This is a genomic window from Streptomyces sp. ME19-01-6 (genome assembly GCF_033793745.1).
GTDB lineage: Bacteria > Actinomycetota > Actinomycetes > Streptomycetales > Streptomycetaceae > Streptomyces.
On sequence record NZ_JARAXF010000003.1, the window covers coordinates 621,454 to 646,656 of the forward strand.

Here is a 25,203-nt window from a genome sequence, read left to right on the forward strand (position 1 = left end):
CCTTGCTGTGCTGGGGGGTGACGCGCACCGTTGACCGGGTGCTTGGCGGGATGCTAGACAGCCGTAAGCGCCATACGCAATGAGCGTTGCACATACTGCAACATAAATCCTCACGGGAGGCTCCATGGCCGCCGACCACGCCGCCGACACGCCCGACTCACCCGTCGGACGCCTCGCCCGTGAACGCGTCGACCACCGCTTCAAGGGCCTGCCCCCGGACGCCGAAGGCCGCACCGTCGGCGAGCTGGCCGCCGAGCGCCGCTCCCTGTTCACCGGCGGCTTCACCACCCCCGTCCTGGTGCTGTCCGCCGAGGCCCTGGAGCACAACCTCGCCGTCATGGAGCGCTACTCCGCCACCCACCAACTGGCCTTCGCCCCGCACGGCAAGACCTCCCTCGCCCCCCAGCTCTTCGAGCGCCAACTCGCCCACGGCGCCTGGGGCATCACCGCCGCCGTCCCCACCCATGTGCGCACCTACCGCGCCTTCGGCATCCAGCGGATTTTCCTCGCCAACGAGGTCGTGGACGCCACCGCCCTCGGCTGGCTCGCCCGCGAGCTGGACTCCGACCCCGGCTTCCGCTTCATCGCGTACGTCGACTCCCCGCGCGGCGTCGAGCTGATGGACGCGGCCCTGCGGGAGGCCGGCGCCCGCCGCCCCCTCGACGTCGTCGTCGAACTCGGTGCGGGCCCCGGCGCCCGCACCGGCGCCCGTACGGAGGCCGACTGCACGGCCGTCGCCGACGCGGTGGCCGCCACCGACACCCTCCGCCTCGTCGGCGTCGCCGGCTACGAGGGCGAGGTACCGAAGCCGGACGGCGAGCGGGTACGGGCGTGGCTGCGCCGGCTCACCGCGCTGGCCGTCGCCTTCGACGGCGAGGGCCGGTTCGCGGACGCGGACGAGATCGTGGTCAGCGCGGGCGGCAGCGCGTGGTTCGACGCGGTCTCGGACGTCTTCGCCCAGCTACCGAAGCTGTCGGGCCCGGTCCTGAAGCTGCTGCGCTCCGGCGCGTACGTCTCCCACGACGACGGCCACTACCGCCACATCACCCCCTTCAACCGCGTCCCCGACGAGGGCGCCCTGCACCCCGCCTTCCGCCTCTGGGCCCAGGTCGTCTCCCGCCCCGAACCGGGCCAGGCCTTCCTCAACGCGGGCAAGCGCGACGCGGCCTACGACCTCGACCTGCCCCAACCCCAGCTCATCCGCTCCCCGGACGGCACCGAGCGCCCCGCCACCGGCCTCACCGTCACCCGCCTGTCCGACCAGCACACCTGGCTCGCGGTCGAGCAGGGCACACACCTGGAAGTCGGCGACTGGGTGGGCCTCGGCCTCTCCCACCCCTGCACGAGCTTCGACAAGTGGCAGCTGATCCCGGTCGCCGAGGCGGACGGCACGGTCACGGACTACATCCGCACGTTCTTCTGATCCGCCGTGACTCCACCCCAAACCGCGTTCCTCAATCGCGGGATTGGCTCGCCAGCCCGTCCGGGCACGCACATGGTCAACTTCGCCGTTGAATTCCCCGAGCTCGGCTGATGTGCGTCGGTGAAAACTTCATGTCGCATTTGGTTACATGCGTGTGTACCCGAGCGCTTCTCAGCGCGACAAGCTGGCGAACGCGTTCGGGTGCGCCCGCGTTGTATGGAATGACGCCCTCCGTCTCCGTCGCGATGCCTATGCCAAAGGTCTTCCGCGTTCGAAGGCGGCCGAGCTGTCCAAACGGGTCATCACGGACGCCAAGAAGACCCCCGAGCGCGCCTGGCTCCGCGAGGTGTCAGCCGTGGTGCTCCAGCAGTCCCTGCGCGACCTGGAGGCCGCGTACAGCAACTTCTTCGCCTCGAAGAACGGCACCCGCAAGGGCCCGGCGATGGGACCGCCGAAGATGAAAAAGAAGACCGCCCGGCAGGCGGTCCGGTTCACCACGAACGCCCGCTGGTGCATCACCGAAGGCCGGAAGCTGAGGCTGCCAAAGATCGGCGACCTCCAGGTGCGCTGGTCCCGCCAACTGCCCTCCGCCCCCTCGTCCGTGACCGTCCTCCTACGCCGTGCTGCGCGGCCGGAAGATCGCCTCTCCGAAGTTCTTCCGCCACCAGGAACGCAAAGTCAAGCGCGCCCAGCGTGCCCTATCCCGCAAACAGAAAGGATCGAACAACCGGCGCAAGGCCAAGCGGGCCGTCGCCAGAATCCATGCCCGCATCGCCGACCAGCGACGCGACTTCATCGAGCAGGAGACCACCCGCATCGTCCGCGAGAGCCAAGCGGTCTATGTGGAGGACCTGAACCTGAAGCGCATGGCCACCCGGCGAGGCAGGCTCGGCAAGAGCGTCCACGACCAGTCCCTCGGCACCTTCCTCCGCACCCTTGAAGCCAAGCGCACACGGTACGGGCGGACGTTCATTAAGGTCGACCGGTGGTTCCCCTCCACCCAGCTGTGCTCCAACTCGAGGTGCGGATCCCTCACTGGTCCCAAGGGCCGCGAACAGCTCCACATCCGTACCTGGACCTGCACAGGATGCGGAACCCGCCATGACCGGGACGAGAACGCCGAGGCCAACATGCGCGCCGCTGGACGGAAACGCGCCGCTGAAACGCGGCGCGAGGCGGAGCGTCAAAACGCCTGTGGAGAGCACCTCAGACCCCGCACGCCGGGGCAGCGCTCGTCGAACCAGGAACCCGCCCGAAGCCCCGCCGCTGCACGCGGCAGGGCAGGCGGGAATCACCCACGATCACGCGGGTGAGGACGTCAATACTGCCCGCACCACCACTACGCGCTGTACCCGCGCCTCGCCGAGGGCGCCGACATCACCTCGACATCGGTGCGGCGCACCGAAGTCGGCCGCACCACGCCATATCAACTGCTGCCATCGTGCCCCGTCCCCAGCTCCACCTCCACCAGCCGGTACAGGTGCCGCCGGGCGGCCTGCGTGGTCAGCGGCGGGGCCTGGCGCAGCCGCTGCAGGGCCAGGCCGTCCGCGAGGGCGGCGAAGCGGACGGCGAAGTCGGCCGGGTCGGCGCAGCGGAAGTCGCCCTCGGCCAGGCCCCGTGCGACCAGGGAGCGGATCTCGCCGTGCCAGCTCTCATAGCGCTCGGCCTGGCCGCGGACGAACGCCTGGTCGCGGTCGCCCGCGTGCCAGTAGTCGAACCACATCCGCCAGTGCCGGTCGGTGTCGTCGGTGAACAGCGCGTCGATGAGCAGCCGCAGCCCCTCGGCGCCGCTGGTGGCCCGGGCGGCGGCCTCGCTGAGCGCCGCGTAGTAGCGCTCGATGTGCAACACCATCGCCTCGGAGAGGACTTCCTGGACGCTCTCGAAGTGGTAAGTGACCGTGCCGACCGAGACCCCCGCCGCGGCCGCCACATGTCGCACGCCCACCGCCGCCGAACCGCGCTCCACGATGAGCGGTACGGCGGCCTCCACGATCAGGCGGCGGCGCACCTCGGTGGGCTGCCGGGTGCGCTCGGAGGCGGCGACGGCCCGCCGGGCGGCCTTGGGGCGCGCGGCTCGTTCGGCGCCCTCGGGGCGCTCGGCCGCGGACGACGTCATGCCGAGGTCCTGGGGGTGGTGTGGTGCCAGGTGCGCTTGGCCACTGTCTCTCCGTTCGCGCGTGCTTCGAGGCTGCTGTCCATGATGAATTCCGTGGCCGTCGCGCGGAGTTCGGTGCTGGTGACCACGCTTGCGTCCCAGTCGCCGCGCCGCAGCCGGATGGTCCACTGGGAGCTTGCCACGGCCGACAGCGGGTCGCCGCCGCGGATCCGGTAGGTCTCCAGTGCGCTCTCCTCGTACCGCAGGCCGTCGGGGTAGGTGCGGGAGCCCCCGTAGTTGGGATCCACCTCCAGGGTCCATCCCCCGGTCGCGACGTCGTGCCGTACCACCCGCTCGGGCCGGGGCCTGGCGGGCGGCTCGGTGGTCACCGGGAGCGGCGGGGCCTGCTCCGGCTCCTCGAAGGTGACCGGCGGGCGGCCGGCGTCTGCGCCCGGGTCGCGTACGGGCAGGAGTACGGCGCTGTCCGCGGGGCGCACGCTCAGCGCGCCGCGCTCGCCGTGCGGCCAGACCCACGGCCAGTACTGGTCACAGACGGCGACGCGGATGCGGTGGCCGGGCGGGAAGGCGTACCCGATGGCGTTCAGCTCGAACTCCACGTCCTCGTACGTCCCCGGCGCCCACTCCACCGCCTTGTCCCGGCCGTGCCGGGACAGCAGGTTGAGCACGCCCCGGGTGACCAGGGTCGAGGAGCCGTCCGGGGCGATGTCGCAGATGCGCGCGATGACATGCGCGCGCGGTGTGGCGCTGTCCAGGCGCAGCCGGACGCACGGGCGGCCCAGGATCTCCACGCGCGTCGTGAGCGGCGCGGAGTCGAAGCAGACCGAGCGGCCGTCCTCCTCGCGCTGGTCGGGCGGCAGGTCGGTGGCGTTGCCGAAGGGGAAGAAGCGGCCCGCGTCGATGCCGGTGTGCAGCGGGGAGCGCACGGTCACCGGCTCCGCGCCGTCGCCGCCCAGCGGTCGCTCGTCCCAGGTGACGGCCGGGGTGGGCCAGGCGTCGTCGGCGACCCAGCGGCCGGGCATGGTGGGGTAGTGGGTCGCGGGCGGGACCGGGTCGTTGATCCAGGAGCGCAGGGCCGGCTCGTCCATCACCCCTGTCTCCACACCCTTGAGCCAGTGGTCCCACCAGCGCAGCGTCTCCTGCAGAAAGCCGATCGCGGGGCCCGGCGGCAGGCCCCGGTCGGGGTACTGGTGCGACCAGGGCCCGATCAGCCCCCGTACGGGCGCGTCGAGGTGCTCGACCAGCCGCGGCACGGTGTCCCGGTACGGGTCGGCCCAGCCGCCCACCGCGAGGACCGCCGCGTCGATGGCGCCGTAGTCCTCGCAGACGCTGCCGTGCCGCCAGTAGCCGTCCCGCTCCTGGTGCGCCAGCCAGGTGTGCAGATACGGCTCCAGCGCCTCCAGCCGCTCCCGCCACATGGGCAGCCACCGGTCCTCGCCCACGTTTGCCGGGTCCGGCGGGCGGGCCGTGAACGCGAGCATGGTGCCGGCCCAGGCGAGCATGTCGATGCCGAGGACGGCGCCGCCGGTGTAGTGGACGTCGTTGTCGTAACGGTCGTCGGTCGAGCAGACGGTGACGATCGCCTTCAGCGGCTCGGGGCGCAGGGCGGCGATCTGGAGGGAGTTGAACCCGCCCCACGAGATGCCGAACATGCCGACCTTGCCCGTGCACCACGGCTGCGCGGCCAGCCACTCCACGACATCGACCCCGTCGGCGAGTTCGGTCTCGGTGTACTCGTCGAGCATCACACCCTCCGAGTCCCCGCTGCCGCGCAGATCGACCCGGACGGAGGCGTAGCCGTGTCCGGCGTACCAGGGGTGGCGCTGCGCGTCGCGCGGGGCGGTCCAGTCGCTCTTGCGGTACGGCAGGTACTCCAGCAGCGCGGGAACGGGGTCCGCGACGGCGGCGGTGTCGGCAGGTCGCCAGATGCGCGCGTGCAGCCGGGTGCCGTCCCGGGTGGGGATCCAGACGTCCTCCGCCTGGACCTCGCGGTCGAACTGCTCGCGGTACCTCAACTTCGCTCCTCTTTTGCGCCTAAACCGGCGCCGCTCTCGCGGACCTGGTTGGCCTCGGTGGGGGTTGCTCAATTGATGGTTGCGCCCGTCCTGGGCGGCAGGCCGAGGGACCGCCGCGCATAGTCAGGGGCCGCCGGGCGCCAGCGGCGGATGCGGTGGCCGGCGCCCAGGTCGGTCCATGTGTCGTCCGGCTCCGCGGCGTCCTGCCAGTCGTCAGCCGGCCCCACGTCCGTGTGCGCGTCCCCGTCCGGGTCCAGCGCCGCGGCCATGAGGCGGCGCGTGTACGGGTGGCCGGGGGCGGCGAAGACCGCCTCCGTCGGGCCCTCTTCGACCACCACCCCGTGCCGCAGCACGACGACCCGGTCGGCGATCCCCCGCACCACGGCCAGGTCGTGGCTGATGAACAGACACGCGAGCGCGCGCTCACGCCGCAGGTCGTCCAGCAGGCGCAGCACCTCGGCCTGGACGGAGACGTCGAGCGCGGTGGTGATCTCGTCGGCGATCAGTACGTCCGGCTCGCCGGCCAGCGCCCGCGCGATCCCGATCCGCTGCCGCTGTCCGCCCGAGAGCTGCGCGGGCAGCCGGTCGGCGAGGGCCGGGTCCAGGCGTACGTCGGCGATGAGCTGCCGGGCGCGGGCGGCGGCCTGTGTACGGGAGGGGGCCGTGCCGAAGAAGCGCAGCGGCCGCCGGACCGCGTCGCCCACCGAACGCCGGGGGTTCAGGGACGTGTCGGCGTTCTGGAAGACGAGCTGGACCTTCCGCCGCAGGGACAGCGGCCGCCGCCGCGCCGGGCGGGCCAGGTCGTCGTCCGGGGGCGATGCGCCGACGGCATCGCCCGTCGCCGTCATCTCGCCTCCCGACGGCGCCCGCAGCCCCGCCAGCGACCACGCCAGCGTGGACTTGCCGCTGCCCGACTCGCCGACCAGCGCCAGCACCTCGCCGCGCCGCACCCGGAACGACACGCCGTGGACCGCGCGGCTCGCGCCGTAGTCGATGGTGACGTCGCGGACGGCGACCGCCTCCGGGGCGTCGGCGGGCACCTCGGCCCTCGGCCGGATCTCGCGGGTGCCGTCCTCGGTGACGAGGGCGAGCCCGGCGTCCGTCAGGCGCGGGACGCTGGCCAGCAGCCGCCGGGTGTACGGGTCGGCGGGCGCGGCGAAGAGGCGGCGGGTGGGCGCGGCCTCCACGACCCGGCCCGCACGCAACACCGCGACCTGGTCGGCCATGTGGGCGACGACGCCCAGGTCGTGGCTGACCAGGACGGCGGCGAGGCCGAGTTCGTCGCGCAGCGCGGCGAGCAGGTCCAGGACGCCGCGCTGGGTGATGACGTCGAGGCCGGTGGTGGGTTCGTCGAGGACGAGGACCTTGGGGCGGGCGGCGATGGCCATGGCGATCGCGACGCGCTGCTGCTGGCCGCCGGAGAGTTCGTGCGGGTAGCGGCGGGCGAGTTCGGCGGGGCGCGGGAGGCGGACCTGGTCGAGGAGGTCGGTGACGGCGGCGGGGTCGGCCGCCGCGTCGCCGCGCAGGGCCTCCGCGATCTGTCGGCCGACCCGCATGGAGGGGGTCAGCGCGTGCCCGGCGTTCTGCGCGACCATGGCGACCGTGCCGCCGCGCAGCCGCCGCAGCTCCTTGGCCGGGAGGGCGAAGACGTCCTTGCCACAGACCCGCACCGCGCCCGCGGTGATCCGCGAGCCGTGCCGCAGATGCCCGAGCAGGGTGGCGGCGACGGTCGACTTGCCGCTGCCGGACTCGCCGACGAGGGCGAGGGTCTCGCCGGGGCACAGCTCGAAGCCGACCTCGTGGACGACGGGGATGTCCCGGCCCCTGGAGCGGTAGGCGACGCTCAGGCCCTCCACGGAGACAATGGCGGTCATCAGGAGCCCTCCCGGATCCGGTCCACGCCCCACGCCTTGGACAGGCCGTCGGCCGCGAGGTTGAGCCCGACCACGAGCGTGGCCAGGGCGATGATCGGCGCCAGGCTCGCCATCGGCACGACGGTGATGGCGGTGCGGTTCTCGGCGACCATCAGCCCCCAGTCGGGGGTGGGCGGGTTGGCACCGAAGCCGAGGAAGGACAGGGAGCTGATCAGCAGCACCACCCACGACGCGCGCATCGCGAACTCCACGCACACCACGTCGGTGATGTTGGGCAGCACCTCGCGCCACAGGATCGACCAGGTCCGCTCGCCGCGCGCGCGGGCGGCGGTGACGTAGTCGGCGGGGACGACGGCCAGCGCGGCACCCCGGACGACCCGGACGACCTGCGGTACGTAGACGACGGCGATGGCGAGCACGATGACCGCGGGGCCGGTGCCGAGCGCGGTGACGACGACCAGCAGGGCGAGGATCGAGGGGATGGACAGCACGGCGTCCAGCACCCGCATCAGCGCGTCGTCCAGCCAGCCGCCGCGCAGCGCGGCCGCGCAGCCGAGGACGGTGCCGAGGGCGAGGGTCAGCACGGTCGCGGCGACCGAGACGCCGAGCGCGTACCGCCCGCCGTACAGCACCCGGGCCAGCACATCGCGGCCGTAACTGTCGGTGCCCGCCCAGTGGTCCGCGCCGGGGCCCAGCAGGGCGTGCGAGGCGTCGTTCACCGTCGGCTCGTGCGAGGTCAGCGCGGGGGCGAGCAGGGCGATCAGGACATGGACGGCGACGATCGCGAGGCCGATGGCGGCGGCGCGGGAGGAGCGTATGGTGCGCCAGGTGCGGGCGGCGAAGCCGGGCCGTACGGGCGGTCCGGCGGCCGGCCCGGCAGCGGCCATGGCCGCCTCGGGAGTCTTCAGGGAGCTCATCGGGTCCGCCCTCCTCGGGTCCTGAGCTTGGGGTTGAGGGCCATGGCGCCGAGGTCGGCGGCCAGGTTGCAGCAGACGTAGACGACCGCGCTGATCAGGGCGATGGCCTGGATGACCGGCAGGTCGCGGTTCTGCACGGAGGAGAGCATCAGCTTGCCGATGCCCGGGTAGTTGAAGACGTTCTCGACGACGGCCACGCCGCCGACCAGCCACGCCACATTGAGGGCGATGACGTGCAGGGTGGGCAGCAGCGCGCCGGGCAGGGCGTGGCGGGTGACCACGCGCCAGGTGGACAGCCCCTTGAGCCGGGCGGTGGTGACGTACTCGCCGGCCATGACGTCGATGACCGAGGTGCGGGCCATCCGCACGATGTACGCGGCCATCACGATCGCGAGCGAGGCGGCGGGCAGCCAGACGGCCGGGAGCAGCTGGCCGACGCTCGCGTCGGGCCCGTAGAGCACCACGGCGGGCAGGACGGGGACGGCGATGGAGAAGAGCAGCACCAGCACGGTGGCCACCACGAACTCGGGGACGCTCATCCCGATCAGGCTGACCGTGGAGATGAGGTGGTCGGGCCAGCGGTCGCGGTAGAGGCCGGCGACGACGCCCAGCACCAGCGAGCCGGTGACCGCGAAGAGGACGGTGACGACGGCGATCAGCGCGGAGTTGCCGAGGTACTGGCCGACCTCGCCGCCCACCGGCTTGGCGTTGACGAGCGAGGTGCCGAAGTCGCCGTGGAGCGCGCCCTTCACCCACTCGGCGTAGCGCTCCCACGCGGGCTGGTCGAGGTGGAGCTTGTCGCGCAGCGCGGCGACGGCGGAGGGGGTGGCGTCCTTGCCGAGCACCTGGGTGGCGACGTCGCCGGGCAGGGACTGGACGGCGAGGAAGACCAGGACGGAGGAGAGCAGCAGCGTGCCGAGCGCGGCGACGACACGGCGTACGACGAAGGTGAGCACGGTCCTCACGCCCCCTTCAGGCCGATGCCGAGGTAGTCGAACTCGAAGCCGTGCTCCGCGTAGCCGCGCACCGTGCGGGAGATGCCGACGAGCCGGTCGGCGAACATCGGGGTGATCGCCCCGCCCCGCTCGACCACCGCGGCCTGCGCCTGCCGGTAGAGCTCGCGGCGCCGCCCGTCGTCGGTCTCGCGGCGCGCCCGGTCCAAAGCTGCGTCGAAGTCCTTGTCGGCCCAGGCGGTCTCGTTGTACGAGGAGCCGCCCCGGAAGACCTGGTTGAGGAGCTGGTCGATGGGGCGGCCGGTGTACCAGTAGGTGGCCATGAGCGGCTTCTTCATCCAGATCTGGGTGTAGTACGAGTCGGCGGCGGCCGTCCTGACCCGGATCCGGATGCCGGCCCGCGCCGCGGACTCCTGATAGGCGAGGGCCATGGGCGTGAAGATCGGGTCGTAGGAGGAGGTGTAGAGGTCGACCGCCAGCCGCTCGTACCCCGCCTGCTTCAGCAGGTGGCGGGCCTTTTCGGGGTCGTGGGCCGGGTGGGTGGCCAGGTGGCCCGGGTCGCTGGGCGGTACGGGGTTGTCCCACCCGGCGGTGCCCGCGCCCTGGAGGGCGACCTTCAGGACGTGCTCGGGGTCGTAGGCGAGCTTCATCGCCTGCCGCACCCGTACGTCCGTGAAGGGCTTCTCGGTGGTGAGCATCGGCAGCACGTACCACTGGGCGTTCTTCGCCCGGGCGACGGTGGCGCGGGCCGAGTTGGCGACGACGCGGGCGGTGGCGAAGTCCAGGTTGGTCTGGGAGAGCAGATCGACCTGGCCGGCGAGCAGGGCGTTGGAGCGGGCCTGCATATCGGCGACGGAGTAGAAGTCGATGGCGTCCAGGACGGGCCGGCCGGCCCAGTGGTCCGCGTACGCGGCGATCCGGCCGGGCCCGGCGGCGGTGAAGGAGACCAGCTTGAAGGGGCCGGTGCCGATGCCGGTGCGGCCGATCGCGGCGGCGCTGCCGTCGGGGATGACGTAGCAGTTGTAGTGCGTGAGCAGGCTGGGGAACTCGGCGTTCGGGGTCTTCAGCGGGACGACGAGGGTGTGCGCGTCCGGGGTACGGAGCTTCTTGGGGTCGATCAGCGGAGCCAGCACGCCGGCCTGGGGGGAGGCGGTCTTGACGTCGAGGATGTGGCGCAGGGTGTAGGCGGCGTCGGCGGAGGTGAAGGCGCGGCCGTCGTGGAAGGTGACGCCGCGGCGCAGCCGGAACGTCCAGGTGCGGGCCTTGCCGTCGGGCTCCCAGGACTCGGCGAGGTCGGGGGCGAGGGCACCGTCGGGGCCGATCCGCACCAGCCGGTTGTAGAGGGCGCCCAGGTATTCGTAAGCGGACAGGGAGCTCGCCGGGTCCAGGGTCTCGGCGTCGGAGGCGGGCGGCCGGGCGATCCGCAGGGTGCCGCCGCGGTCGGGGCGGCCGGTGGGCCCGGCACTGGGGAGGGCGTCGGCCGGGGACGCGGAGGCCGCGCCCGAGCAGCCGCTGAGCAGCCAAGACGCGCCGAGCGCGGCGCCGCTCGCCGCCGCGCCGGCGAGCAGCGACCGGCGCGGTATCCCGGCCGCCCCCGGGGCGTGTCGGGGTGAGGTGTCGGACATGGGCCGGCCACCCTTCTCCGCTATTCGTTCAGCGGAACGATTCTTTGAAGTGCGTGAACGATAGTCATACGTCCCGCCCGGGCCAACCCTCCGGACGCGGAAATCAGCTCGGGAAACCGACTCGTTACCGGGCGCGCGCCGCCGTCCCATCCGCCCCGAGACGCCCCCTTACACCGTCGACGTGGCGAAGAACACCGAGCGGTCCTGGTTACACCGCCGTAAGGTGGCCGACATGCAGGTGATCCAGTCCACGAAGCTCGCCAACGTCTGCTACGAGATCCGGGGTCCGGTACTCGAGGAGGCGATGCGGCTGGAGGCGGCCGGTCACCGCATCCTCAAGCTCAACACCGGCAACCCCGCGACCTTCGGCTTCGAGTGCCCGCCGGAGATCCTGGAGGACATGCTCCGCAACCTCGGCGGGGCTCACGGATACGGCGACGCCAAGGGGCTGCTGTCCGCCCGGCGCGCGGTGATGCAGCACTACCAGACCAAGGGCATCGACCTGGACGTCGAGGACGTATACCTCGGCAACGGCGTCTCCGAGCTGATCCAGATGGCGATGCAGGGCCTCCTCGACGACGGGGACGAGGTCCTGGTCCCCTCCCCCGACTACCCGCTGTGGACCGCCGCGGTCTCGCTCGCCGGCGGCACCGCCGTGCACTACCGCTGCGACGAGCAGTCGGACTGGATGCCCGACATCGCCGACATCGAGCGCAAGGTCACCGACCGCACCAAGGCCCTGGTCATCATCAACCCCAACAACCCGACGGGCGCGGTCTACGACGAGGAGATGCTGCGGAGCCTCACGGAGCTCGCCCGCCGCCACAACCTGGTCGTCTGCTCCGACGAGATCTACGACAAGATCCTCTACGACGGCGCCACCCACACCCCCACCGCCGCCGTCGCCCCCGACCTGCTGACCCTGACCTTCAACGGGCTCTCCAAGGCCTACCGCGTCGCGGGCTACCGCAGCGGCTGGCTCGCGGTCTGTGGCCCCAAGGCCCACGCCGCCAGCTACCTCGAGGGCCTGACCATCCTGGCCAACATGCGGCTGTGCGCCAACATGCCCGCCCAGCACGCGGTGGCCGCGGCCCTCGGCGGCCGCCAGTCCATCAAGGACCTGGTGCTGCCCGGCGGCCGGCTGCTGGAGCAGCGCGACACGGCGTACGATCTGCTGACCCAGATCCCGGGCGTGACCTGCGTCAAGCCGAAGGGCGCGCTGTACGCGTTCCCCCGGCTCGACCCCACGGTCTACAAGATCAAGGACGACCGGCAGATGGTCCTGGACCTGCTGCGCACCGAGAAGATCATGATCGTGCACGGCACGGGCTTCAACTGGCCGGAGCCGGATCACTTCCGGATCGTGACGCTCCCGGCGAAGAAGGACCTGGCGGACGCGGTGACGCGGATCGGCACGTTCCTGGACGGCTACAGCCAGCCCTGACCCGCGACAGCCGGCCCTGACCCGCTCCGCGCTCAGCCTGCCCTGAGCGCGGAGATCCGCTGTTCCAGGGCGGCCAGCGCGGCGTCCGCTGTCTGTCGCCCGATCAGGATCTGCACATTGAGCCCGTCGGTGAAAGTGATCAGCGACTCCGCTTCCCGTTCGGCGTCGATGTCCGGCCGTACGCGACCATGCCCCTGAGCCACCCGGATCAGCAGGGCGAAGAGTTCCGCCAGGCCCGCGTACTGGTCACGCTGCACGGCCGCCAGCTTGGGGTCGATGGCGGCCTGGGCAGTGAAGGCCAGCCAGACCCGTGTCTCGGCGAGGGCCTCCTCGTCGACCGGCACGATCCCGATGAGGGTCTGTTCCAGCATCGTCAGGGCTGATTCCGGATCCGCGGCATCGGAGATCTTCGCCTGGACGCGTTCGGTGACCCGCTGATTCATGTGTTCCAGGACGAAGACGATCATCTCCTCCTTGGTGGAGAAGCATCGCTGCACGGCACCCACGGAAACACCCGCCCACTGTGCGGCGTCACGTATGGACGCGCCCTCGATGCCGCGCTCGCTGATGAGGCCGAAGACCGCTTGGGCGATCCGCCTCCGCCGGCCTTCGTGATCCACCTGTCTCGGCATGACACCCGAGTTTAAGCAATGCGTTCACCTCTGCTAGGTTCGCGATACGAGCGTATTGATACGCTCGTATTGAAAACACCGACGCGCAAGGCTGTAGGAGGTCGCATGGCGACGAGTCGACGTCAGGACACGAGCGGGCAGAGCACCCGCTGGATACTCGGTGCGGTGCTGTTCGTCCAGGGCTTCGGGACTGCTGCCACCGAGGCTCTGTGGGACACGGGGTTCGGTGTGGCCGGACTGCTCCGGGCGGCGGGACTGCCGTCGTGGACCGACTTCGTGGTCGGCGCCGCCGGCCTGGCGCTGCTGGTCTGGGCTGTGGTCCACCGCGCCGGGAGGAGGCCCGCCCGTGCCTGAGCCCGCGAACACCCCGGACCCCGGCCGTTCCGCCGAGCGGCGCGCGGGATCCACCGGGACCGGCCGCCGGGGCATGCTCCGGGCAGCCGCCCTGGCGGCGGTCGGCGCCGGCGGAGCGGCCGCGCTGACAGGGTGCACGTCGGACGCCCGAGCGACGGGCCGGCCGGGCGCACCCCGGCCGACCTTCGTGCTCGTCCACGGCGCCAACGAAAACGCCGCCTCATTCGCCCCACTGGTCACCGCCCTCACCCTGGCGGGCCACCGGGCGGTGGCGGTGGACCTCCCCGGCCATGAGCCGGAGGCGAACTTCCCGCTCTCCTATCAGGCGCCACAGGACCTCGCCGCCTTCGCGGACGCCCCTCCCCCGTACTGGCCAAGACAACGCTGGCCGACAACGCCCACCATGTCGCGGGCATCGTGCGCCGCCTCGCGGCGCAGGGTCCGGTGATCCTCGTCGGCCACAGCATGGGAGGCGGCACGATCACCCGGGTCGGCAACCAGGTGCCCGACCTGATCGCCCGACTGGTCTACCTGTCGGCGTTCTGCTGCGTCCGGCGCCGCAGCGCCCTGGACTGGTTCACCACGCCCGAGGCGGCGACGACGCTGCTTCCCACGATTCCCAGCGCGGGCGACTCCGAGCGGCTCGGCGTCGGCCGCACCAACTGGCGCTCGGCGGACCCCGAGTTCATCGCCACGGCCAAGCGCGCGCTGGCGGCGGACTACGACGACGCGGCGTTCCTGGCCGCCCTCAACATCTTCGAGCCGGACGAGTCGAACGCGGTCGCCACCGCCGACGCCCGTGGCACGCCGGCGACCTGGGGCAGGATCCCGCGCACCTACGTCCGCTTCACCAGTGATCGGGCGATCCCCCTGCCCCTACAGAACCGCATGATCAAAGAGGCGGACCGGGCCACTCCCGGCAACCGTTTCGACGTCCGCTCCGTCGAGGCGCCCCACATAGGCCCGCAGGACCCCCGCCACCTGGCCGCGACCCTCGGCAGCCTGACCCGATCAGCCCGGCCGGCCTGACCACCCCGGCCTGAAGTCCGGCCGGCCAGGCCGGGCTTCAGGCCCGCGCCGCCGCGCGGCTCAGCGAGATCGGAGCACCTTCTCCATCACCAGCTCCCCCTGCGCCGCCCCGACCTCCACGAACCCCCTGCGCCGATAGAAGGCGATGGCGCGCGCGTTGCCCGGCACCACATCGAGCCGCAGCACCCCGGCCCCCGCCCGCAGGCCCCACTCCTCCACGGCGAGCACCAACCGGTCGGCGACTCCGCGCCCGCGCGCGGCCGCGCTCACCCACATCGAGATCAACTCGACGACGCAGTCGCAGGGGCCGCGCACCCCGCCGGCCATCCCGGCCCCCTTCCCGTCGACCACGGCCACGACGTTGTACGAGCCGGGGATCCCCAGGCGGGCGCGCCACCGCTCCTCGCGGTCGCCGTCGCCCTGCCAGTCCGCGAGCCGGGACCCGAACGCGTCCGGCGCCTCCGCGAGCGCGGTGAGCCGCAGCTCCCGCCAGACGGCCCAGTCGTCCGGCGTCAACGCCTTCAACTCGATCGACCCGATCGACTCGATCACGCGACGAATCCTCCCGTCCCATCCTTAGCAAGAGCTCAACTTTAGACAGAGTCTAAGTTAGGATGGCCTCCTGAGATCCCTTGGAGGCCACCCATGTACGAGCCGATCCGCACCAAGTCGGTCCACACCATGGCCGAGCCCAGGCTCGACTTCCCCCACCGCTCGCGCGAGGAGGAGCTGGACATCCAGCTGGCGGGCCATCTCACCGCGCTGCTGACCGTGACCGACGAGCTGCGCGCCCTCACCCCCGCCCCCGGCCTGGACACCGCCGCCCAGCGCCTCACCGACCAGATCACCCGCCTCCGCGACGGCCGCTCCCCCTTCCGTGCCGCCCCCACCACGACCACCACCACCCCGGCCCACATCACCGCCCTCCACCAGCGCGCCCACACCCTGGCCGGCCGCGCCCTGGTCGTCGCCACCTCCCGCGACGACTCGGCCGCCACCGCCCTGGCGGCCGAGCACCTGGAGACCCACGCAGCGGCCCTCGGCATCAGCGGCTGAACCAGTCCTGCCCCGGCCTGGTGATCAGCGCCCCGCCGATCGCAAGGGGGAGAACGAGGCTGATGAGCATGGATGTCTCACTCACGTCCGCGAGCCCCAGCCATACGCACAGGATCCCGAGCAACGCGCCCACCACGGCCAGCGTCTCGACGATGACGATCACGGTCCACACCCACCCGAGCCGCTTCTGCGCGAAGACATTGGAGACGGCCAGCAGGACCGCCGCGGCGATGGAGAAGTACGCGAGACCCCGCGCCAGACCGGGCTCCGCGACCTCCTGGCCGTGGGCGAGTCGGCTGTCCACCTCGGACAGCAGCGAAGACCCGGCGAAGAAGTTGACCACGGCCTGGGCCCAGACGCCCGCCACGGCGAACTTGACCCTGCCCGGCATGCGCTCCAGGACCTGAGCCGCCACAGATCTCACCTTTCCCACGCCGCGCCCCACGGCCGAGGCGGACCCCCGGCACCTCCCCGACCGTCCCGCACCCCGGCCGGGACCGGTCCCGGCCGGGTGCGAATCACCCGGATGCGTGCGACTGGCATCCGCCAGGCCCCCACCGCACCCGACGGACGCGCTCAGTGCTCTGGCCGCCGCGGGGTGTCGGTGCGGGGAGTCTCGGTGCGGTAGGAGTGGCCCAACTCCGGCCCGAGTCCGAAGTAGTGACGGAAGTTGTAGAGGAGCGGGCTCCAGGCAGCGGGATCGATGTGGTCCGTGCCGTCCACGACGATACGAGGGTCGGCGTGGACCTTCCGTACGACGGCCTCGACGATGACGAATCCTCCGGAGACGTCCGGCCGCACCCGCTCGGCACGGGCCTCCAACTGGATGGGGCACTCGGCGACCCGCGGCGGCCGAACCACACGTGACGGCTCCTCACGCAGCCCCGCCGCCCCGAACTTGTCCGCCTCGAACCGGCACCCCTTCGCCTTGGTCGCCGGCACCGGACTCCGCCCGGTCAACGGCGCCAGCCGCTCCACCGTCCGCCACTGGGCCGGGGCGGGCAGATTGATCACAACATCGGGCCGGCCGCGCAGGTTCAGCGCCGTCTGGCCATCCCGCCCCAGCCCGAGCACCACCGTCTGCCCAAGCGCCCACGCGGAGGAGATCGGGGCGAGATTGAACGAGCCGTCCTCATTCTCCGTCGACAGGAGCACGACGGGTGTCCCGAAGTACAAGATGCTCGGCTCGATCACTATGTGGGTCATGGCTCGGACCCTAGGATCCGGACGTTTCGGCGGTCGCCGAAGCGCCCGTTCTCCGGACGCTGTCAGAGGCGGCTGACACGATCGCGCCATGACGGATCCTGCTGCCATCGCCGCCTACTGGGACACCGCCGCGGCCGACTTCGACGACGAACCCGATCACGGCCTGCGGGCCGGGCACACCCGCCAGGCGTGGGCCCGCCTCCTGGACCGCTGGATGCCGCCCGTCCCGGCCCGCGTGCTGGACGTGGGCTGCGGCACCGGCTCGCTCGCGCACCTGCTGGCAGCGGCCGGACACCACGTCACCGGCGTGGACCTCTCACCCCGCATGGTCGAGCAGGCCCACGCCAAGCTCACCGCCGCCGGTTTCACGGGCACCTTCCTCGTCGGGGACGCCGCCCAACCACCCACCGGTGAAGACCGCTTCGACGCCCTGCTCTGCCGACACCTGCTGTGGACCCTGCCCGACCCGCACGCGGCCCTGCGCCAGTGGACCGCGCGACTGCGCCCCGGCGGCACCCTCGTGCTGGTCGAAGGACGGTGGCGCGAGGCCGGGCAGAGCGGCGTGCCGTACGTGGCCAGCGCCGACACCCTGCCCTGGCACCAGGGGATCACCGCCGAAGCCCTGACGGCCGCCGTCCACCCGCTCGTCACCGAGCTGCGCGTCGAGGACCTCAGCAGCAACGACGAGCTGTGGGGCGGACCGGTGAGCGATGAACGGTACGCCCTGATCGCCCGCGCCTGAACCAGGCCGATTCGAGTGTCGGAAAGGGAGTCGTGTGACGTTCAGCGCCGAAGAACGGGGTCGCGTGGGAGAACTGCTGCTCGCGAGGGCCGAAGCCGACGACGCCATCGTCGGCGCCGCGGATCCCTGGGAGGGCGTGGACGCGGAGGCCGTGGCACAGGCTGCCCGGCGGCAGGCCGGGCGCCCCGTGCCCGGCGTCGAGGACATGGCGTCGTATCTCGCCGCCCAGGTGGCCGACGACTCCCACCGGGAGGTCATCGGCCCGCTGCTGGACGGCCAGGGCGCGAGCGGCGTCATCGTCCGGCGCGGCACGGTCATCGCGTCCTGGGGTGACCCGACGCGCGTCGAGATGGCGTACAGCGCGACGAAGAGCGTGCTGGCCCTGGTGGCCGGCATCGCCCACGACGACGGGATGCTGGTCCTCGACGAGCCGGTCTCCGTCCGCGTCGCGCTGCCGCAGTTCGCCGATGCCCATGGACGGGCCATCACCTGGCGCCACCTGCTGGACCAGACGAGCCAGTGGGAGGGCGAGCTATGGTCCAAGCCGACGTCGGTCGACGCGCAAAGCACGCGGGGGGCACCGAGTCGGCCGGCGGGCCGCCCGGCGAGGGCTGGGCGTACAACGACGTCCGCGTGAACCTCACCGCCCTGGCGCTCACCACCCTGCTCCGCCAACCGCTGCCGGACGTCCTGCGGGAGCGCGTCATGGCGCCGATCGGCGCCTCGTCGTCCTGGTCCTGGCACGGCTACGCCAACTCCTTCACGGACGTCGGCGGCTCCCGTGTGCCGGTGGTCTCCGGCGGCGCCCACTGGGGTGGAGGGCTGTGGATCAGCGCGCTCGACCTGGCCCGCCTCGGCCACCTGTGCCTGCGCGGCGGCCAATGGGGCCACAGGCAGGTCCTCTCCGCCCGCTGGATCGAGCACATGTGGACCCCGTGCCGGCACAAGCCCAATTACGGCCTGTCCTGGTGGCTCAATGACCACCAGACCGTATGGCCGACGGCCCCGGCGGCCGGACGCTGCGCCCGCGGCAACGGCGGCGGCCACCTGCTGTGGGTCGATCCGTCCCGCGACCTGGTCATCAGCTCCCGCTGGGGCACCGAAGTCGAGACCCTCCTCGCCGCGGTGTCGCAGGCGGTCCGACCAGGCCCGCCCCTCGCGTGAGGCGGCGGGCTCCCGTGTTCGCCGCAATGGCGCGCACGCGCCGAAAAGCCGTCGCGACACCACCCGTACCGCTGCTAAGAAGTGGAGATGTCCACCGAAACCGAAGCCGAGCCCAGCGCCCTGGACCCCCTGGCCCGCCTGCTCGCCGAGCGCGCCTGCGAGCGGCTGATCGTCGAGTTCCTCCGCCGTCTCGACCTCGGGGACCCCAGCACCGTGGCGGAGCTGTTCACGCCCGACGGCGCGTGGGAGTGGCCGCAGGGCGCCCGCCGGATCGAGGGACGCGGGGCGCTGCGGGACTACTTCGGGTCGCGGCCGGCCGACCGGCTGTCGCGGCGGATGTGTACGAACATCCTGGTCACCGTGGATTCCCCGACGACGGCCGCCGCCACGTCCTACTTCGCGACGTACCGCGTCGACGGCTACACCGGGGGCATGCTGCCGCCCCGTCTGCCCGCGAACGTGGGGCACTACGAGGACACGTTCCGCCAGGAGAACGGCGTCTGGCTGCTCGCCACCCGGTCCACGTTCCTGCCCTTCGGCGGCCCCACGGAGCGCGTCAGCGCGTAGCGTCAAGGCGTTCCCAGAGACCGGCCAGGTGCGTGTGCAGGACCTCATCGGCCTCCTCGGAGGTGAGGTGGCCGATGAGCACGTGGCTGGTGAGGCCGTCCGCGAGGGCGAGCAGGGCCCGGGCCTCGCGCCGTGGTTCGGGTGGCGCGGTGTCTTCGCCGGCGGGGGCGCTCTTGGCGGCCTCTGCGATGAGGCGGGCGAAGAGGTCCTGGAGAGCCGCGTAACTGATCCTCAGGGTGTCGGCGAGCGGCTCGCTGACGGCGGCCTGGGCGACGAAGGCGAGCCAGACCCGCGCCTCCGCGCGGTGTTCCTCGCGGAGCAGGGCGACCTCGGTGGCCGCATGGCCCAGGGCCGTGGCGGGCGGCTGGGCCGGGCCGCCGCTCAGCCGGGCCCGCACGCGTTCGGTGATCCGTTCGCCGACGTGGCCGACGGCGAACAGGAGCATCTCGTCCTTGCTGCGGAAGCAGCGCTGAACAGCCCCCATGGAGACCTGCGCCACGGCGGCGACGTCGCGCAGGGTCACGCCCTCCAGCCCGCGTTCGTCGGCGATGAGGCAGATGGCCTCGGCGATCCTGCGGCGTCGGCCCTCGTGGTCCACCTGCCTTGGCATGCCCGGTCGTCTCCTCCGTCTCCTTTTCCGATGCGCTTGCATCGATTCTAGGCTACGGTTCCGATGCAAGCGCATCGGAACGTACAGGGGAAGGGCAGGGGTTGTGCAGAACGCCCTGTGGAAGATGTCAGCCGCCGCCCAGGCAGAGGCGGTTCGCGACGGACACATCTCGGCCGTGGAACTGGTCGACAGCCATCTGGACCGCATCGCCGAGGCCAACCCACGGGTGAACGCGGTCACACAGCTGTTGGCCGAGCGCGCCCGGGAGGCCGCGGCGCAGACGGACCGCCGGCGGGCCGCGGGCGAGAATCCGGGTCCTCTGGCCGGCGTGCCGTTCACCGTGAAGGAGACCACCGCCGTCGAAGGCGTGCCGACCACGTTCGGGTCCGCGCGCTTCCGCGAACTGGTGGCGCCGGCCGACGCGCCGCCAGTGGCGCGGCTGCGTGCGGCGGGAGCCATACCGATCGGGCACAGCAACATACCCACCCTGATCCTGGCCGGGATGCACACCCGTAGCGAGTTGTTCGGCGACACCGTCAACCCGTGGGACCCGAGCCGGACCCCGGGAGGCAGCAGCGGCGGCGACGGGGTGGCCGTCGCCACCGGTATGGCCGCGCTCGGACTCGGCAACGACTCCGGCGGGTCGGTACGGATCCCGGCCTCGTTCTGCGGTGTGGCGGGGCTGAAGCCGACCACCGGGCGGTTTCCCGCCGACCACCGCGTCCTCGGCCCGGACGACCCCGGCCCCGCCTCCCAACTGCTGGTCACCGACGGGCCCCTGGCACGCGGCGTCGCCGACCTGCGGCTGGCGTACGAGGCGCTGGCCGGGACCGATCCGCGGGACCCGAGGGCCGTGCCCGTACCCGTATACGGTGAGCGGCTGCCTGGGCCGATGAAGGTCGCGGTCGTCGCCGACCCCGGCGGCCACGGCGTCCACCCCACGGTGCGCGGGGCCGTCGCGACCGCGGCCGACGCGCTGCGCGACGCCGGGTACGACGTGCGGGAGGTGGCGGACGTTCCGAGGTTGGACGAGGCGCTGGAGGCCTACAACCGGATCACCGTGACCGAGTTCGCCCCGACCTGGCCGGCCGTGCGGAAACTGCTCGGCGAAGGGGGAGATCGCTACATCGAGATGACCATGGAGCAGACCCCGCCCGCGACCGCCGAGGAGTTCATGGTGCTCATGGGCGCCTGGCTCAACATCCGCCGCTCCTGGGCGGAGTTCCTCGACGAGTACCCGCTGCTGCTGGGGCCGGTGTTCACCGAGCCGCCCGTCGAGCCGGGCCTGGAATCACGCGACAGGGCAGGACGGCGACGGGTCGGGGCGGGGATGCGCCTGTGCTCGGTGACCAGCTTCATGGGCGTGCCCGGGGTGGCCGTACCGACCGGATTGGCCGATGGGCTGCCGTCCGGTGTGCAGATCGTCGGGCGCGCGTTCCGGGAGGACCTGTGCCTGGCCGCCGCCCAGGAAATCGAGGACCGCCTCGGAGCGCTCACACCGATCGACCCACGCGGCCCGCGTACCGCAGCCCCTGCTGCCGCACGGTAGGGCGCGGCTACGGCAGCGTTGGCCAAGGACCGGTTGCCGACGGCTCCACAATGGGCCCATGAGCATCGTCATCGCCCTCGTCCGCGGCGACATCACCGACCAGCACGCCGACGCCATCGTCAACGCCGCGAACTCCTCCCTCCTCGGCGGCGGAGGCGTCGACGGCGCCATCCACCGCCGGGGCGGCCCCGAGATCCTGGAGGCGTGCCGGGCGCTGCGCGCGTCCCACTACGGCAAGGGGCTGCCGACCGGGCGGGCCGTGGCCACCACCGCGGGGCGGCTGCACGCCGAGTGGGTCATCCACACCGTGGGGCCCGTGTGGTCCGCCACGGAGGACCGCTCGGGCCTCCTCGCCTCCTGCTACCGCGAGTCGCTGGGGGTCGCGGACGGACTCGGCGCCCGTACTGTCGCGTTCCCCGCCATCTCCACCGGCGTCTACCAGTGGCCGATGGAGGACGCCGCCCGCATCGCCGTCGAGACGGTGCGGGCCACGGCCACGGCTGTCGAGGAGGTCCGGTTCGTCCTCTTCGACGAGCCCGCGTACGCGGCGTTCGCCGGGCAGGTCAGCTGACGGAGGCCGGGCCGGGGCCGTGCCCCCTTCGCGAAGGACGTGTCGTCGCTCACCGGACTCATGCCAGTGGCCGGGACTCGGGAACCGACCGGGGAAAGGCCCGCCGGTACTCACTCGGCGACACCCCGATGTGCCGGAGAAAGTGGTGGCGCAGGTTATTGGCCGTGCCCAGCCCGCTGAGTTCGCCGATCTTCTCGACGGGGAGGTCGGTCGACTCCAGCAGGGACTGGGCCCGTCCCAGCCGCTGGGTGAGCAGCCACTGCAGCGGGGTCGTCCCCGTGGCCTCCTGGAGCCGCCGGTAGAACGTGCGGGGGCTCATCGCGGCGCGGCGCGCCAGCTCGCGCACCGTCAGCGGCTGGTCCAGGCGGGACCGGGCCCAGTCCAGCACGGGGGCCAGCGCGTCGTCGTCGGTCGCGGGCACGGACAGGTCGATGAACTGCGCCTGACCGCCGGGCCGGTGGGCGGGCACCACCATGCGGCGGGCCAGTTGGTTGGCGACGTGGGCGCCGAGGTCGCGGCGCACCAGGTGGAGGCAGAGGTCGAGCCCGGCGGTCAGGCCCGCGCTGGTCAGTACGTCGCCGTCGTCCACGTACAGCACCGAGTCGTCGACCCGCACCTTCGGGTAGCGCTCGGCGAGTTGGGCGGTGTGCAGCCAATGGGCCGTGGCGCGCCGCCCGTCGAGCAGTCCGGCCTCGGCGAGCGCGAAGGCGCCGGTGCACAGGGAGACCATGCGGGCGCCCGCGTCGTGGGCGCGGCGCAGGGCCGTGATCAGCGCCTCGGACAGCGGCCTGCCCTCCTCGACGCAGGGGTCGGGCACCGAGGGCACGATGACCGTGTCGGCGCCGACGAGGTCGTCGAGCCCGTAGCGGGTCCGCAGTGCGAGCCCGGTGCCGAGGGGGTCGGCGTCCCGCGCCCCCTCGGCCGCTCCGGTGCCGCACAGCCGCAGGTCGTACCAGGAGTCGGCCAGGTCGGGCTGGGCCTTCCCGAAGACGGTGCAGGGGATGCTCAGCTCATACAGATCCCAGGAGGGGAGTCCGATCTCCTCGGTCACGACCACGGCCACGGAACCAGCGCTCATGCCCCGCAGCGTATGGCAGGAATTTGGTGGCCGCCGTCATCGGTGTCACTGTCCCCGGCCGTCGCGCGCTGCGAGCGTGGCAGCTGAGTGATCAACCGCCGTGTGCGGACGTATAGGGAGTTGTGAGTTGAACGCTGACCACCAGGCCGTCACCGTCATCGGACTGGGCTCGATGGGCTCGGCGCTGGCCTCCGCGCTGCTGGACCGCGGCCACCCGACCACCGTGTGGAACCGCTCGGCGGACAAGGCGCGGCCGCTGACCGACCTGGGCGCCCGCCCGGCCGCGACGCCCCAGGAGGCGGTCGCGGCGAGCCCGCTCATCCTCGCCTGTGTGCTGGACTACGAGGCACTGCACACCATCCTTGACCCGGTCACCGGCTCCCTCGCGGGCAAGGTCCTGGTCAACCTCACCTCCGGCTCGCCGGAGCAGGCCCACGAGATGGCCGCGTGGGCGCGGTCCCACGGCGCCGACTACCTCGACGGCGCGATCATGACCACCCCGCCCGGCGTCGGCAGCCCCGAGATGATGTTCCTGTACAGCGGCGCGCGAGCCGTCTTCGAAGCCCACCGCCCCACCCTGGCGGCCCTGGGCGACCCCCTGTACCTGTCCGACGACCCCGGCCTGGCCTCCCTCTACGACGCCGCGCTGCTCGGCCTGATGTGGTCCACCATGACCGGCTGGCTGCACGGCACCGCGCTGGTCGGCGCGGACAAGACGCGGGCCACGGACTTCACCCCGATCGCGATCCGCTGGCTGACCGCCGTGGCCGGATTCCTCACCGCCTACGCGCCGCAGGTGGACGCCGGCCGCTATCCGGGCGACGACGCGACCATCGACGTACAGATCGCGGCCATCGAGCACCTCCTCCACGCGGCGGCCTCGCGGGGCGTGGACAACGCCCTGCCCGAGCTGCTCAAGTCCACCATGGAGCGGGCCAAGGCGGCGGGGCACGGCTCGGACAGCTTCGCGGGCGTGATCGAGGTCCTGAGGAAGTCGGCGGACGACCAGTGACCACGCCCCCGACCACCGCTCACCCCACGCCGGAACCGGTGATCCCCGGCCACGGCGCGCCCTGGACCGAACTGCTGTCGGCCGCCGCCGAGGACTGCCTGACCGCCCTCCTCCAGGCAGCGGACCAGGACTGGTCACACCCCGCCCACGGCCTGGAGTGGACCTGCCGGGAAACCCTCGACCACCTCGCCCTCGGCCTGACCGGCTACGCCGGCCTGCTCATCGCCCGGCCACAGGACCGCTACATCACGCTCTTCGCCTCGCTCGACCCCGGGGCCCCGGTTCCCGCCTGCCTGGAGGGCATCCGTATCGCCGCGTCCCTCCTCACCTCCACGGTCCGCGACACGGCCACCGGCGTGCGGGCCTGGCATCCCTGGGGTCACTCCGACGCCGCCGGATTCGCCGCCATGGGAATCACCGAACTGGTCGTCCACACCTACGACATCACCCGCGCCCTCGGGCTTTCCTGGGCCCCGCCCGGCGGCCCGAGCGATGCCGCGCTGGCCCGGCTCTTCCCCCATGCCCCGGCGGGAGCCGGACCATCCGACACTCTGTTGTGGTGTACCGGACGTATCCCGCTGCCCGGCCGTCCGCGGCGCACCGAGTGGCAGTGGGACGGAATCCCCGAAGGAGACAGGCATGCCACACCTGCGTCAGGCCCGCGTGTCCGACCACCCCGCGATCGTGGAGCGCGTACGGACATGGTGGGGTGACTCCCGCACGCCCGAGCAGGCCCGCGAGTTGTCGCTGCTGCTGCCTAAGCTGTTTCTGCAGTTCTTCTCGGGCACCAGCCTGGTGCGGGAGGACGAATCAGGGGCGGTCGAGGCGTTCCTGGTCGGCTTCTACTCGGGCGACAACGACCATGATGCCTATATTCATTTCGTGGGGGTGGATCCGCGACTGCGCGGGCAGGGCGTGGGCCGCGGGCTCTACGAGGCGTTCTTCCGGGGCGCCACCGAGGCGGGCCGGAAGGAGGTGCTGGCGATCACCTCGCCGGGGAACACCGGGTCCATCGCGTTTCACCGGGCCATGGGGTTCGAGCTCGAAGCGGGCGACCGCGAGATCGACGGGGTGCCCGTACACAGCGACTACGACGGCCTGGGGCAGGCCCGTGTGTGCTTCCGCAAGCGGCTCAACGGCACGCTCGGCACGGATGGTTCAGCTCGAACAAGACCAAGGCTCACGTGATGACCCTCAGGGGGCCGGTGTCCAACGGCGCCTGCCGCGCCACAACGAGGCGGGGCCCCGCACACGGGTGCGGGGCCCCTG

General features: G+C 72.3%; 28 protein-coding genes and 1 pseudogene. 17 read left to right on the plus strand and 12 right to left on the minus strand.

The window, feature by feature from the left end; translation table 11 throughout:
- The first annotated feature begins 124 nt into the window (after positions 1-124).
- From PV419_RS09450 to PV419_RS09460, 3 genes and pseudogenes are all read left to right on the plus strand, one after another.
- On the plus strand, positions 125-1,423 hold the full coding sequence (locus PV419_RS09450) for an amino acid deaminase (protein WP_319687403.1): 1,299 nt from the start codon (positions 125-127) through the stop codon (positions 1,421-1,423).
- Between the two features lie 148 nt (positions 1,424-1,571).
- A pseudogene (locus tag PV419_RS09455) lies at positions 1,572-1,631 on the plus strand (helix-turn-helix domain-containing protein); the annotation flags it as partial.
- 412 nt (positions 1,632-2,043) lie between these two features.
- Positions 2,044-2,736: an RNA-guided endonuclease TnpB family protein gene (locus PV419_RS09460; RefSeq protein ID WP_319687404.1), complete on the plus strand. Its 693-nt coding sequence runs from the start codon at positions 2,044-2,046 to the stop codon at positions 2,734-2,736.
- 113 nt (positions 2,737-2,849) lie between these two features.
- On the opposite strand, the gene PV419_RS09465 is transcribed toward PV419_RS09460, so the two are convergent.
- From PV419_RS09465 to PV419_RS09490, 6 genes are all read right to left on the minus strand, one after another.
- Complete coding sequence (locus PV419_RS09465) at positions 2,850-3,539, minus strand: TetR/AcrR family transcriptional regulator (RefSeq protein WP_319687405.1); 690 nt, start codon at positions 3,537-3,539, stop codon at positions 2,850-2,852.
- Positions 3,536-5,551 carry a CocE/NonD family hydrolase gene (locus tag PV419_RS09470; protein ID WP_319687406.1) on the minus strand — a complete coding sequence of 672 codons (2,016 nt, stop codon included), beginning with the start codon at positions 5,549-5,551 and terminating at the stop codon, positions 3,536-3,538. The genes PV419_RS09465 and PV419_RS09470 overlap by 4 nt, the downstream gene beginning before the upstream one ends.
- A 68-nt stretch (positions 5,552-5,619) precedes the next feature.
- Positions 5,620-7,425 carry an ABC transporter ATP-binding protein gene (locus PV419_RS09475; protein WP_319687407.1) on the minus strand — a complete coding sequence of 602 codons (1,806 nt, stop codon included), beginning with the start codon at positions 7,423-7,425 and terminating at the stop codon, positions 5,620-5,622.
- Positions 7,425-8,342, minus strand: coding sequence for an ABC transporter permease (locus tag PV419_RS09480; protein ID WP_319687409.1), 918 nt, complete (start codon positions 8,340-8,342; stop codon positions 7,425-7,427). Before PV419_RS09480 ends, PV419_RS09475 begins: the two co-directional genes overlap by 1 nt.
- On the minus strand, positions 8,339-9,298 hold the full coding sequence (locus PV419_RS09485; RefSeq protein ID WP_319687573.1) for an ABC transporter permease: 960 nt from the start codon (positions 9,296-9,298) through the stop codon (positions 8,339-8,341). The genes PV419_RS09480 and PV419_RS09485 overlap by 4 nt, the downstream gene beginning before the upstream one ends.
- Before the next feature lie 5 nt (positions 9,299-9,303).
- Positions 9,304-10,920 (minus strand): ABC transporter substrate-binding protein, encoded by a 1,617-nt coding sequence (locus tag PV419_RS09490; protein ID WP_319687411.1) that lies wholly within the window; start codon positions 10,918-10,920, stop codon positions 9,304-9,306.
- Positions 10,921-11,152: 232 nt separating this feature from the next.
- Here PV419_RS09490 and PV419_RS09495 point away from each other — a divergent pair, with 232 nt between their 5' ends.
- Entirely contained in the window at positions 11,153-12,364 is a 1,212-nt protein-coding gene (locus PV419_RS09495; protein WP_319687574.1) for a pyridoxal phosphate-dependent aminotransferase, read from the plus strand.
- 32 nt (positions 12,365-12,396) lie between these two features.
- Here the strand turns inward: PV419_RS09495 and PV419_RS09500 are convergent, their stop codons facing one another.
- A complete protein-coding gene (locus tag PV419_RS09500; protein ID WP_319687412.1) occupies positions 12,397-12,996 on the minus strand; it encodes a TetR/AcrR family transcriptional regulator in 600 nt (199 codons plus the stop codon).
- A gap of 105 nt (positions 12,997-13,101) precedes the next feature.
- Here PV419_RS09500 and PV419_RS09505 point away from each other — a divergent pair, with 105 nt between their 5' ends.
- From PV419_RS09505 to PV419_RS09515, 3 genes are read left to right on the plus strand one after another with little or no spacing between them, the layout of a single operon-like run.
- Positions 13,102-13,350 carry a hypothetical protein gene (locus tag PV419_RS09505; protein ID WP_319687413.1) on the plus strand — a complete coding sequence of 83 codons (249 nt, stop codon included), beginning with the start codon at positions 13,102-13,104 and terminating at the stop codon, positions 13,348-13,350.
- Positions 13,343-13,798: an alpha/beta hydrolase gene (locus PV419_RS09510; protein WP_319687414.1), complete on the plus strand. Its 456-nt coding sequence runs from the start codon at positions 13,343-13,345 to the stop codon at positions 13,796-13,798. The genes PV419_RS09505 and PV419_RS09510 overlap by 8 nt, the downstream gene beginning before the upstream one ends.
- Positions 13,735-14,379, plus strand: coding sequence for an alpha/beta hydrolase (locus PV419_RS09515; RefSeq protein WP_415925277.1), 645 nt, complete (start codon positions 13,735-13,737; stop codon positions 14,377-14,379). The genes PV419_RS09510 and PV419_RS09515 overlap by 64 nt, the downstream gene beginning before the upstream one ends.
- A gap of 60 nt (positions 14,380-14,439) precedes the next feature.
- Here PV419_RS09515 and PV419_RS09520 read toward each other — a convergent pair whose 3' ends face one another.
- Positions 14,440-14,931: a GNAT family N-acetyltransferase gene (locus tag PV419_RS09520; protein WP_319687416.1), complete on the minus strand. Its 492-nt coding sequence runs from the start codon at positions 14,929-14,931 to the stop codon at positions 14,440-14,442.
- A 93-nt stretch (positions 14,932-15,024) separates the two neighbouring features.
- On the opposite strand from PV419_RS09520, the gene PV419_RS09525 reads away from it, so the two are divergent.
- The gene (locus PV419_RS09525) at positions 15,025-15,435 is read left to right on the plus strand and encodes a hypothetical protein (RefSeq protein WP_319687417.1); all 411 of its coding nucleotides are present in this window, start codon (positions 15,025-15,027) and stop codon (positions 15,433-15,435) included.
- On the opposite strand, the gene PV419_RS09530 is transcribed toward PV419_RS09525, so the two are convergent.
- Both PV419_RS09530 and PV419_RS09535 read right to left on the minus strand, forming a co-directional pair.
- On the minus strand, positions 15,425-15,850 hold the full coding sequence (locus PV419_RS09530) for a hypothetical protein (RefSeq protein WP_319687418.1): 426 nt from the start codon (positions 15,848-15,850) through the stop codon (positions 15,425-15,427). The genes PV419_RS09525 and PV419_RS09530 overlap by 11 nt on opposite strands.
- A gap of 161 nt (positions 15,851-16,011) precedes the next feature.
- A complete protein-coding gene (locus tag PV419_RS09535) occupies positions 16,012-16,641 on the minus strand; it encodes a flavin reductase family protein (RefSeq protein ID WP_319687419.1) in 630 nt (209 codons plus the stop codon).
- 88 nt (positions 16,642-16,729) lie between these two features.
- Here PV419_RS09535 and PV419_RS09540 point away from each other — a divergent pair, with 88 nt between their 5' ends.
- From PV419_RS09540 to PV419_RS09550, 4 genes are all read left to right on the plus strand, one after another.
- Positions 16,730-17,383, plus strand: a complete 654-nt coding sequence (locus PV419_RS09540) for a class I SAM-dependent methyltransferase (RefSeq protein WP_319687420.1) — start codon at positions 16,730-16,732, stop codon at positions 17,381-17,383.
- A 34-nt stretch (positions 17,384-17,417) separates the two neighbouring features.
- Entirely contained in the window at positions 17,418-18,020 is a 603-nt protein-coding gene (locus tag PV419_RS53225; RefSeq protein WP_415925264.1) for a serine hydrolase, read from the plus strand.
- Complete coding sequence (locus tag PV419_RS09545) at positions 17,918-18,547, plus strand: serine hydrolase domain-containing protein (RefSeq protein WP_415925265.1); 630 nt, start codon at positions 17,918-17,920, stop codon at positions 18,545-18,547. Before PV419_RS53225 ends, PV419_RS09545 begins: the two co-directional genes overlap by 103 nt.
- Before the next feature lie 87 nt (positions 18,548-18,634).
- Positions 18,635-19,114 (plus strand): nuclear transport factor 2 family protein, encoded by a 480-nt coding sequence (locus PV419_RS09550; RefSeq protein WP_319687421.1) that lies wholly within the window; start codon positions 18,635-18,637, stop codon positions 19,112-19,114.
- On the opposite strand, the gene PV419_RS09555 is transcribed toward PV419_RS09550, so the two are convergent.
- Positions 19,104-19,724: a TetR/AcrR family transcriptional regulator gene (locus tag PV419_RS09555; protein WP_319687423.1), complete on the minus strand. Its 621-nt coding sequence runs from the start codon at positions 19,722-19,724 to the stop codon at positions 19,104-19,106. The genes PV419_RS09550 and PV419_RS09555 overlap by 11 nt on opposite strands.
- Before the next feature lie 103 nt (positions 19,725-19,827).
- Here PV419_RS09555 and PV419_RS09560 point away from each other — a divergent pair, with 103 nt between their 5' ends.
- Together PV419_RS09560 and PV419_RS09565 are read left to right on the plus strand one after the other, a co-directional pair.
- Positions 19,828-21,273, plus strand: coding sequence for an amidase (locus PV419_RS09560; RefSeq protein ID WP_319687424.1), 1,446 nt, complete (start codon positions 19,828-19,830; stop codon positions 21,271-21,273).
- Between the two features lie 58 nt (positions 21,274-21,331).
- Positions 21,332-21,844, plus strand: coding sequence for an O-acetyl-ADP-ribose deacetylase (locus PV419_RS09565; protein ID WP_319687425.1), 513 nt, complete (start codon positions 21,332-21,334; stop codon positions 21,842-21,844).
- A 58-nt stretch (positions 21,845-21,902) separates the two neighbouring features.
- Here the strand turns inward: PV419_RS09565 and PV419_RS09570 are convergent, their stop codons facing one another.
- Positions 21,903-22,901 carry a GlxA family transcriptional regulator gene (locus PV419_RS09570; protein ID WP_415925278.1) on the minus strand — a complete coding sequence of 333 codons (999 nt, stop codon included), beginning with the start codon at positions 22,899-22,901 and terminating at the stop codon, positions 21,903-21,905.
- Between the two features lie 148 nt (positions 22,902-23,049).
- Between PV419_RS09570 and PV419_RS09575 the strand changes: the two genes are divergently transcribed.
- From PV419_RS09575 to PV419_RS09585, 3 genes are read left to right on the plus strand one after another with little or no spacing between them, the layout of a single operon-like run.
- Positions 23,050-23,934, plus strand: a complete 885-nt coding sequence (locus PV419_RS09575) for an NAD(P)-dependent oxidoreductase (protein ID WP_319687428.1) — start codon at positions 23,050-23,052, stop codon at positions 23,932-23,934.
- Positions 23,931-24,647 (plus strand): maleylpyruvate isomerase N-terminal domain-containing protein, encoded by a 717-nt coding sequence (locus PV419_RS09580; protein WP_415925266.1) that lies wholly within the window; start codon positions 23,931-23,933, stop codon positions 24,645-24,647. The genes PV419_RS09575 and PV419_RS09580 overlap by 4 nt, the downstream gene beginning before the upstream one ends.
- Entirely contained in the window at positions 24,574-25,122 is a 549-nt protein-coding gene (locus PV419_RS09585; RefSeq protein ID WP_319687429.1) for a GNAT family N-acetyltransferase, read from the plus strand. The genes PV419_RS09580 and PV419_RS09585 overlap by 74 nt, the downstream gene beginning before the upstream one ends.
- The last annotated feature ends 81 nt before the right edge of the window (positions 25,123-25,203 follow it).

Coding starts and splice junctions, on each gene's coding strand:
- PV419_RS09450 (WP_319687403.1), top strand. CDS start 125: ATGGCCGCCGACCACGCCGCCGACACGCCCGACTCACCCGTCGGACGC.
- PV419_RS09465 (WP_319687405.1), bottom strand. CDS start 3,539: ATGACGTCGTCCGCGGCCGAGCGCCCCGAGGGCGCCGAACGAGCCGCG.
- PV419_RS09475 (WP_319687407.1), bottom strand. CDS start 7,425: ATGACCGCCATTGTCTCCGTGGAGGGCCTGAGCGTCGCCTACCGCTCC.
- PV419_RS09480 (WP_319687409.1), bottom strand. CDS start 8,342: ATGAGCTCCCTGAAGACTCCCGAGGCGGCCATGGCCGCTGCCGGGCCG.
- PV419_RS09490 (WP_319687411.1), bottom strand. CDS start 10,920: ATGTCCGACACCTCACCCCGACACGCCCCGGGGGCGGCCGGGATACCG.
- PV419_RS09495 (WP_319687574.1), top strand. CDS start 11,153: ATGCAGGTGATCCAGTCCACGAAGCTCGCCAACGTCTGCTACGAGATC.
- PV419_RS09500 (WP_319687412.1), bottom strand. CDS start 12,996: ATGCCGAGACAGGTGGATCACGAAGGCCGGCGGAGGCGGATCGCCCAA.
- PV419_RS09505 (WP_319687413.1), top strand. CDS start 13,102: ATGGCGACGAGTCGACGTCAGGACACGAGCGGGCAGAGCACCCGCTGG.
- PV419_RS09525 (WP_319687417.1), top strand. CDS start 15,025: ATGTACGAGCCGATCCGCACCAAGTCGGTCCACACCATGGCCGAGCCC.
- PV419_RS09535 (WP_319687419.1), bottom strand. CDS start 16,641: ATGACCCACATAGTGATCGAGCCGAGCATCTTGTACTTCGGGACACCC.
- PV419_RS09540 (WP_319687420.1), top strand. CDS start 16,730: ATGACGGATCCTGCTGCCATCGCCGCCTACTGGGACACCGCCGCGGCC.
- PV419_RS09545 (WP_415925265.1), top strand. CDS start 17,918: ATGGTCCAAGCCGACGTCGGTCGACGCGCAAAGCACGCGGGGGGCACC.
- PV419_RS09550 (WP_319687421.1), top strand. CDS start 18,635: ATGTCCACCGAAACCGAAGCCGAGCCCAGCGCCCTGGACCCCCTGGCC.
- PV419_RS09555 (WP_319687423.1), bottom strand. CDS start 19,724: ATGCCAAGGCAGGTGGACCACGAGGGCCGACGCCGCAGGATCGCCGAG.
- PV419_RS09565 (WP_319687425.1), top strand. CDS start 21,332: ATGAGCATCGTCATCGCCCTCGTCCGCGGCGACATCACCGACCAGCAC.
- PV419_RS09585 (WP_319687429.1), top strand. CDS start 24,574: ATGCCACACCTGCGTCAGGCCCGCGTGTCCGACCACCCCGCGATCGTG.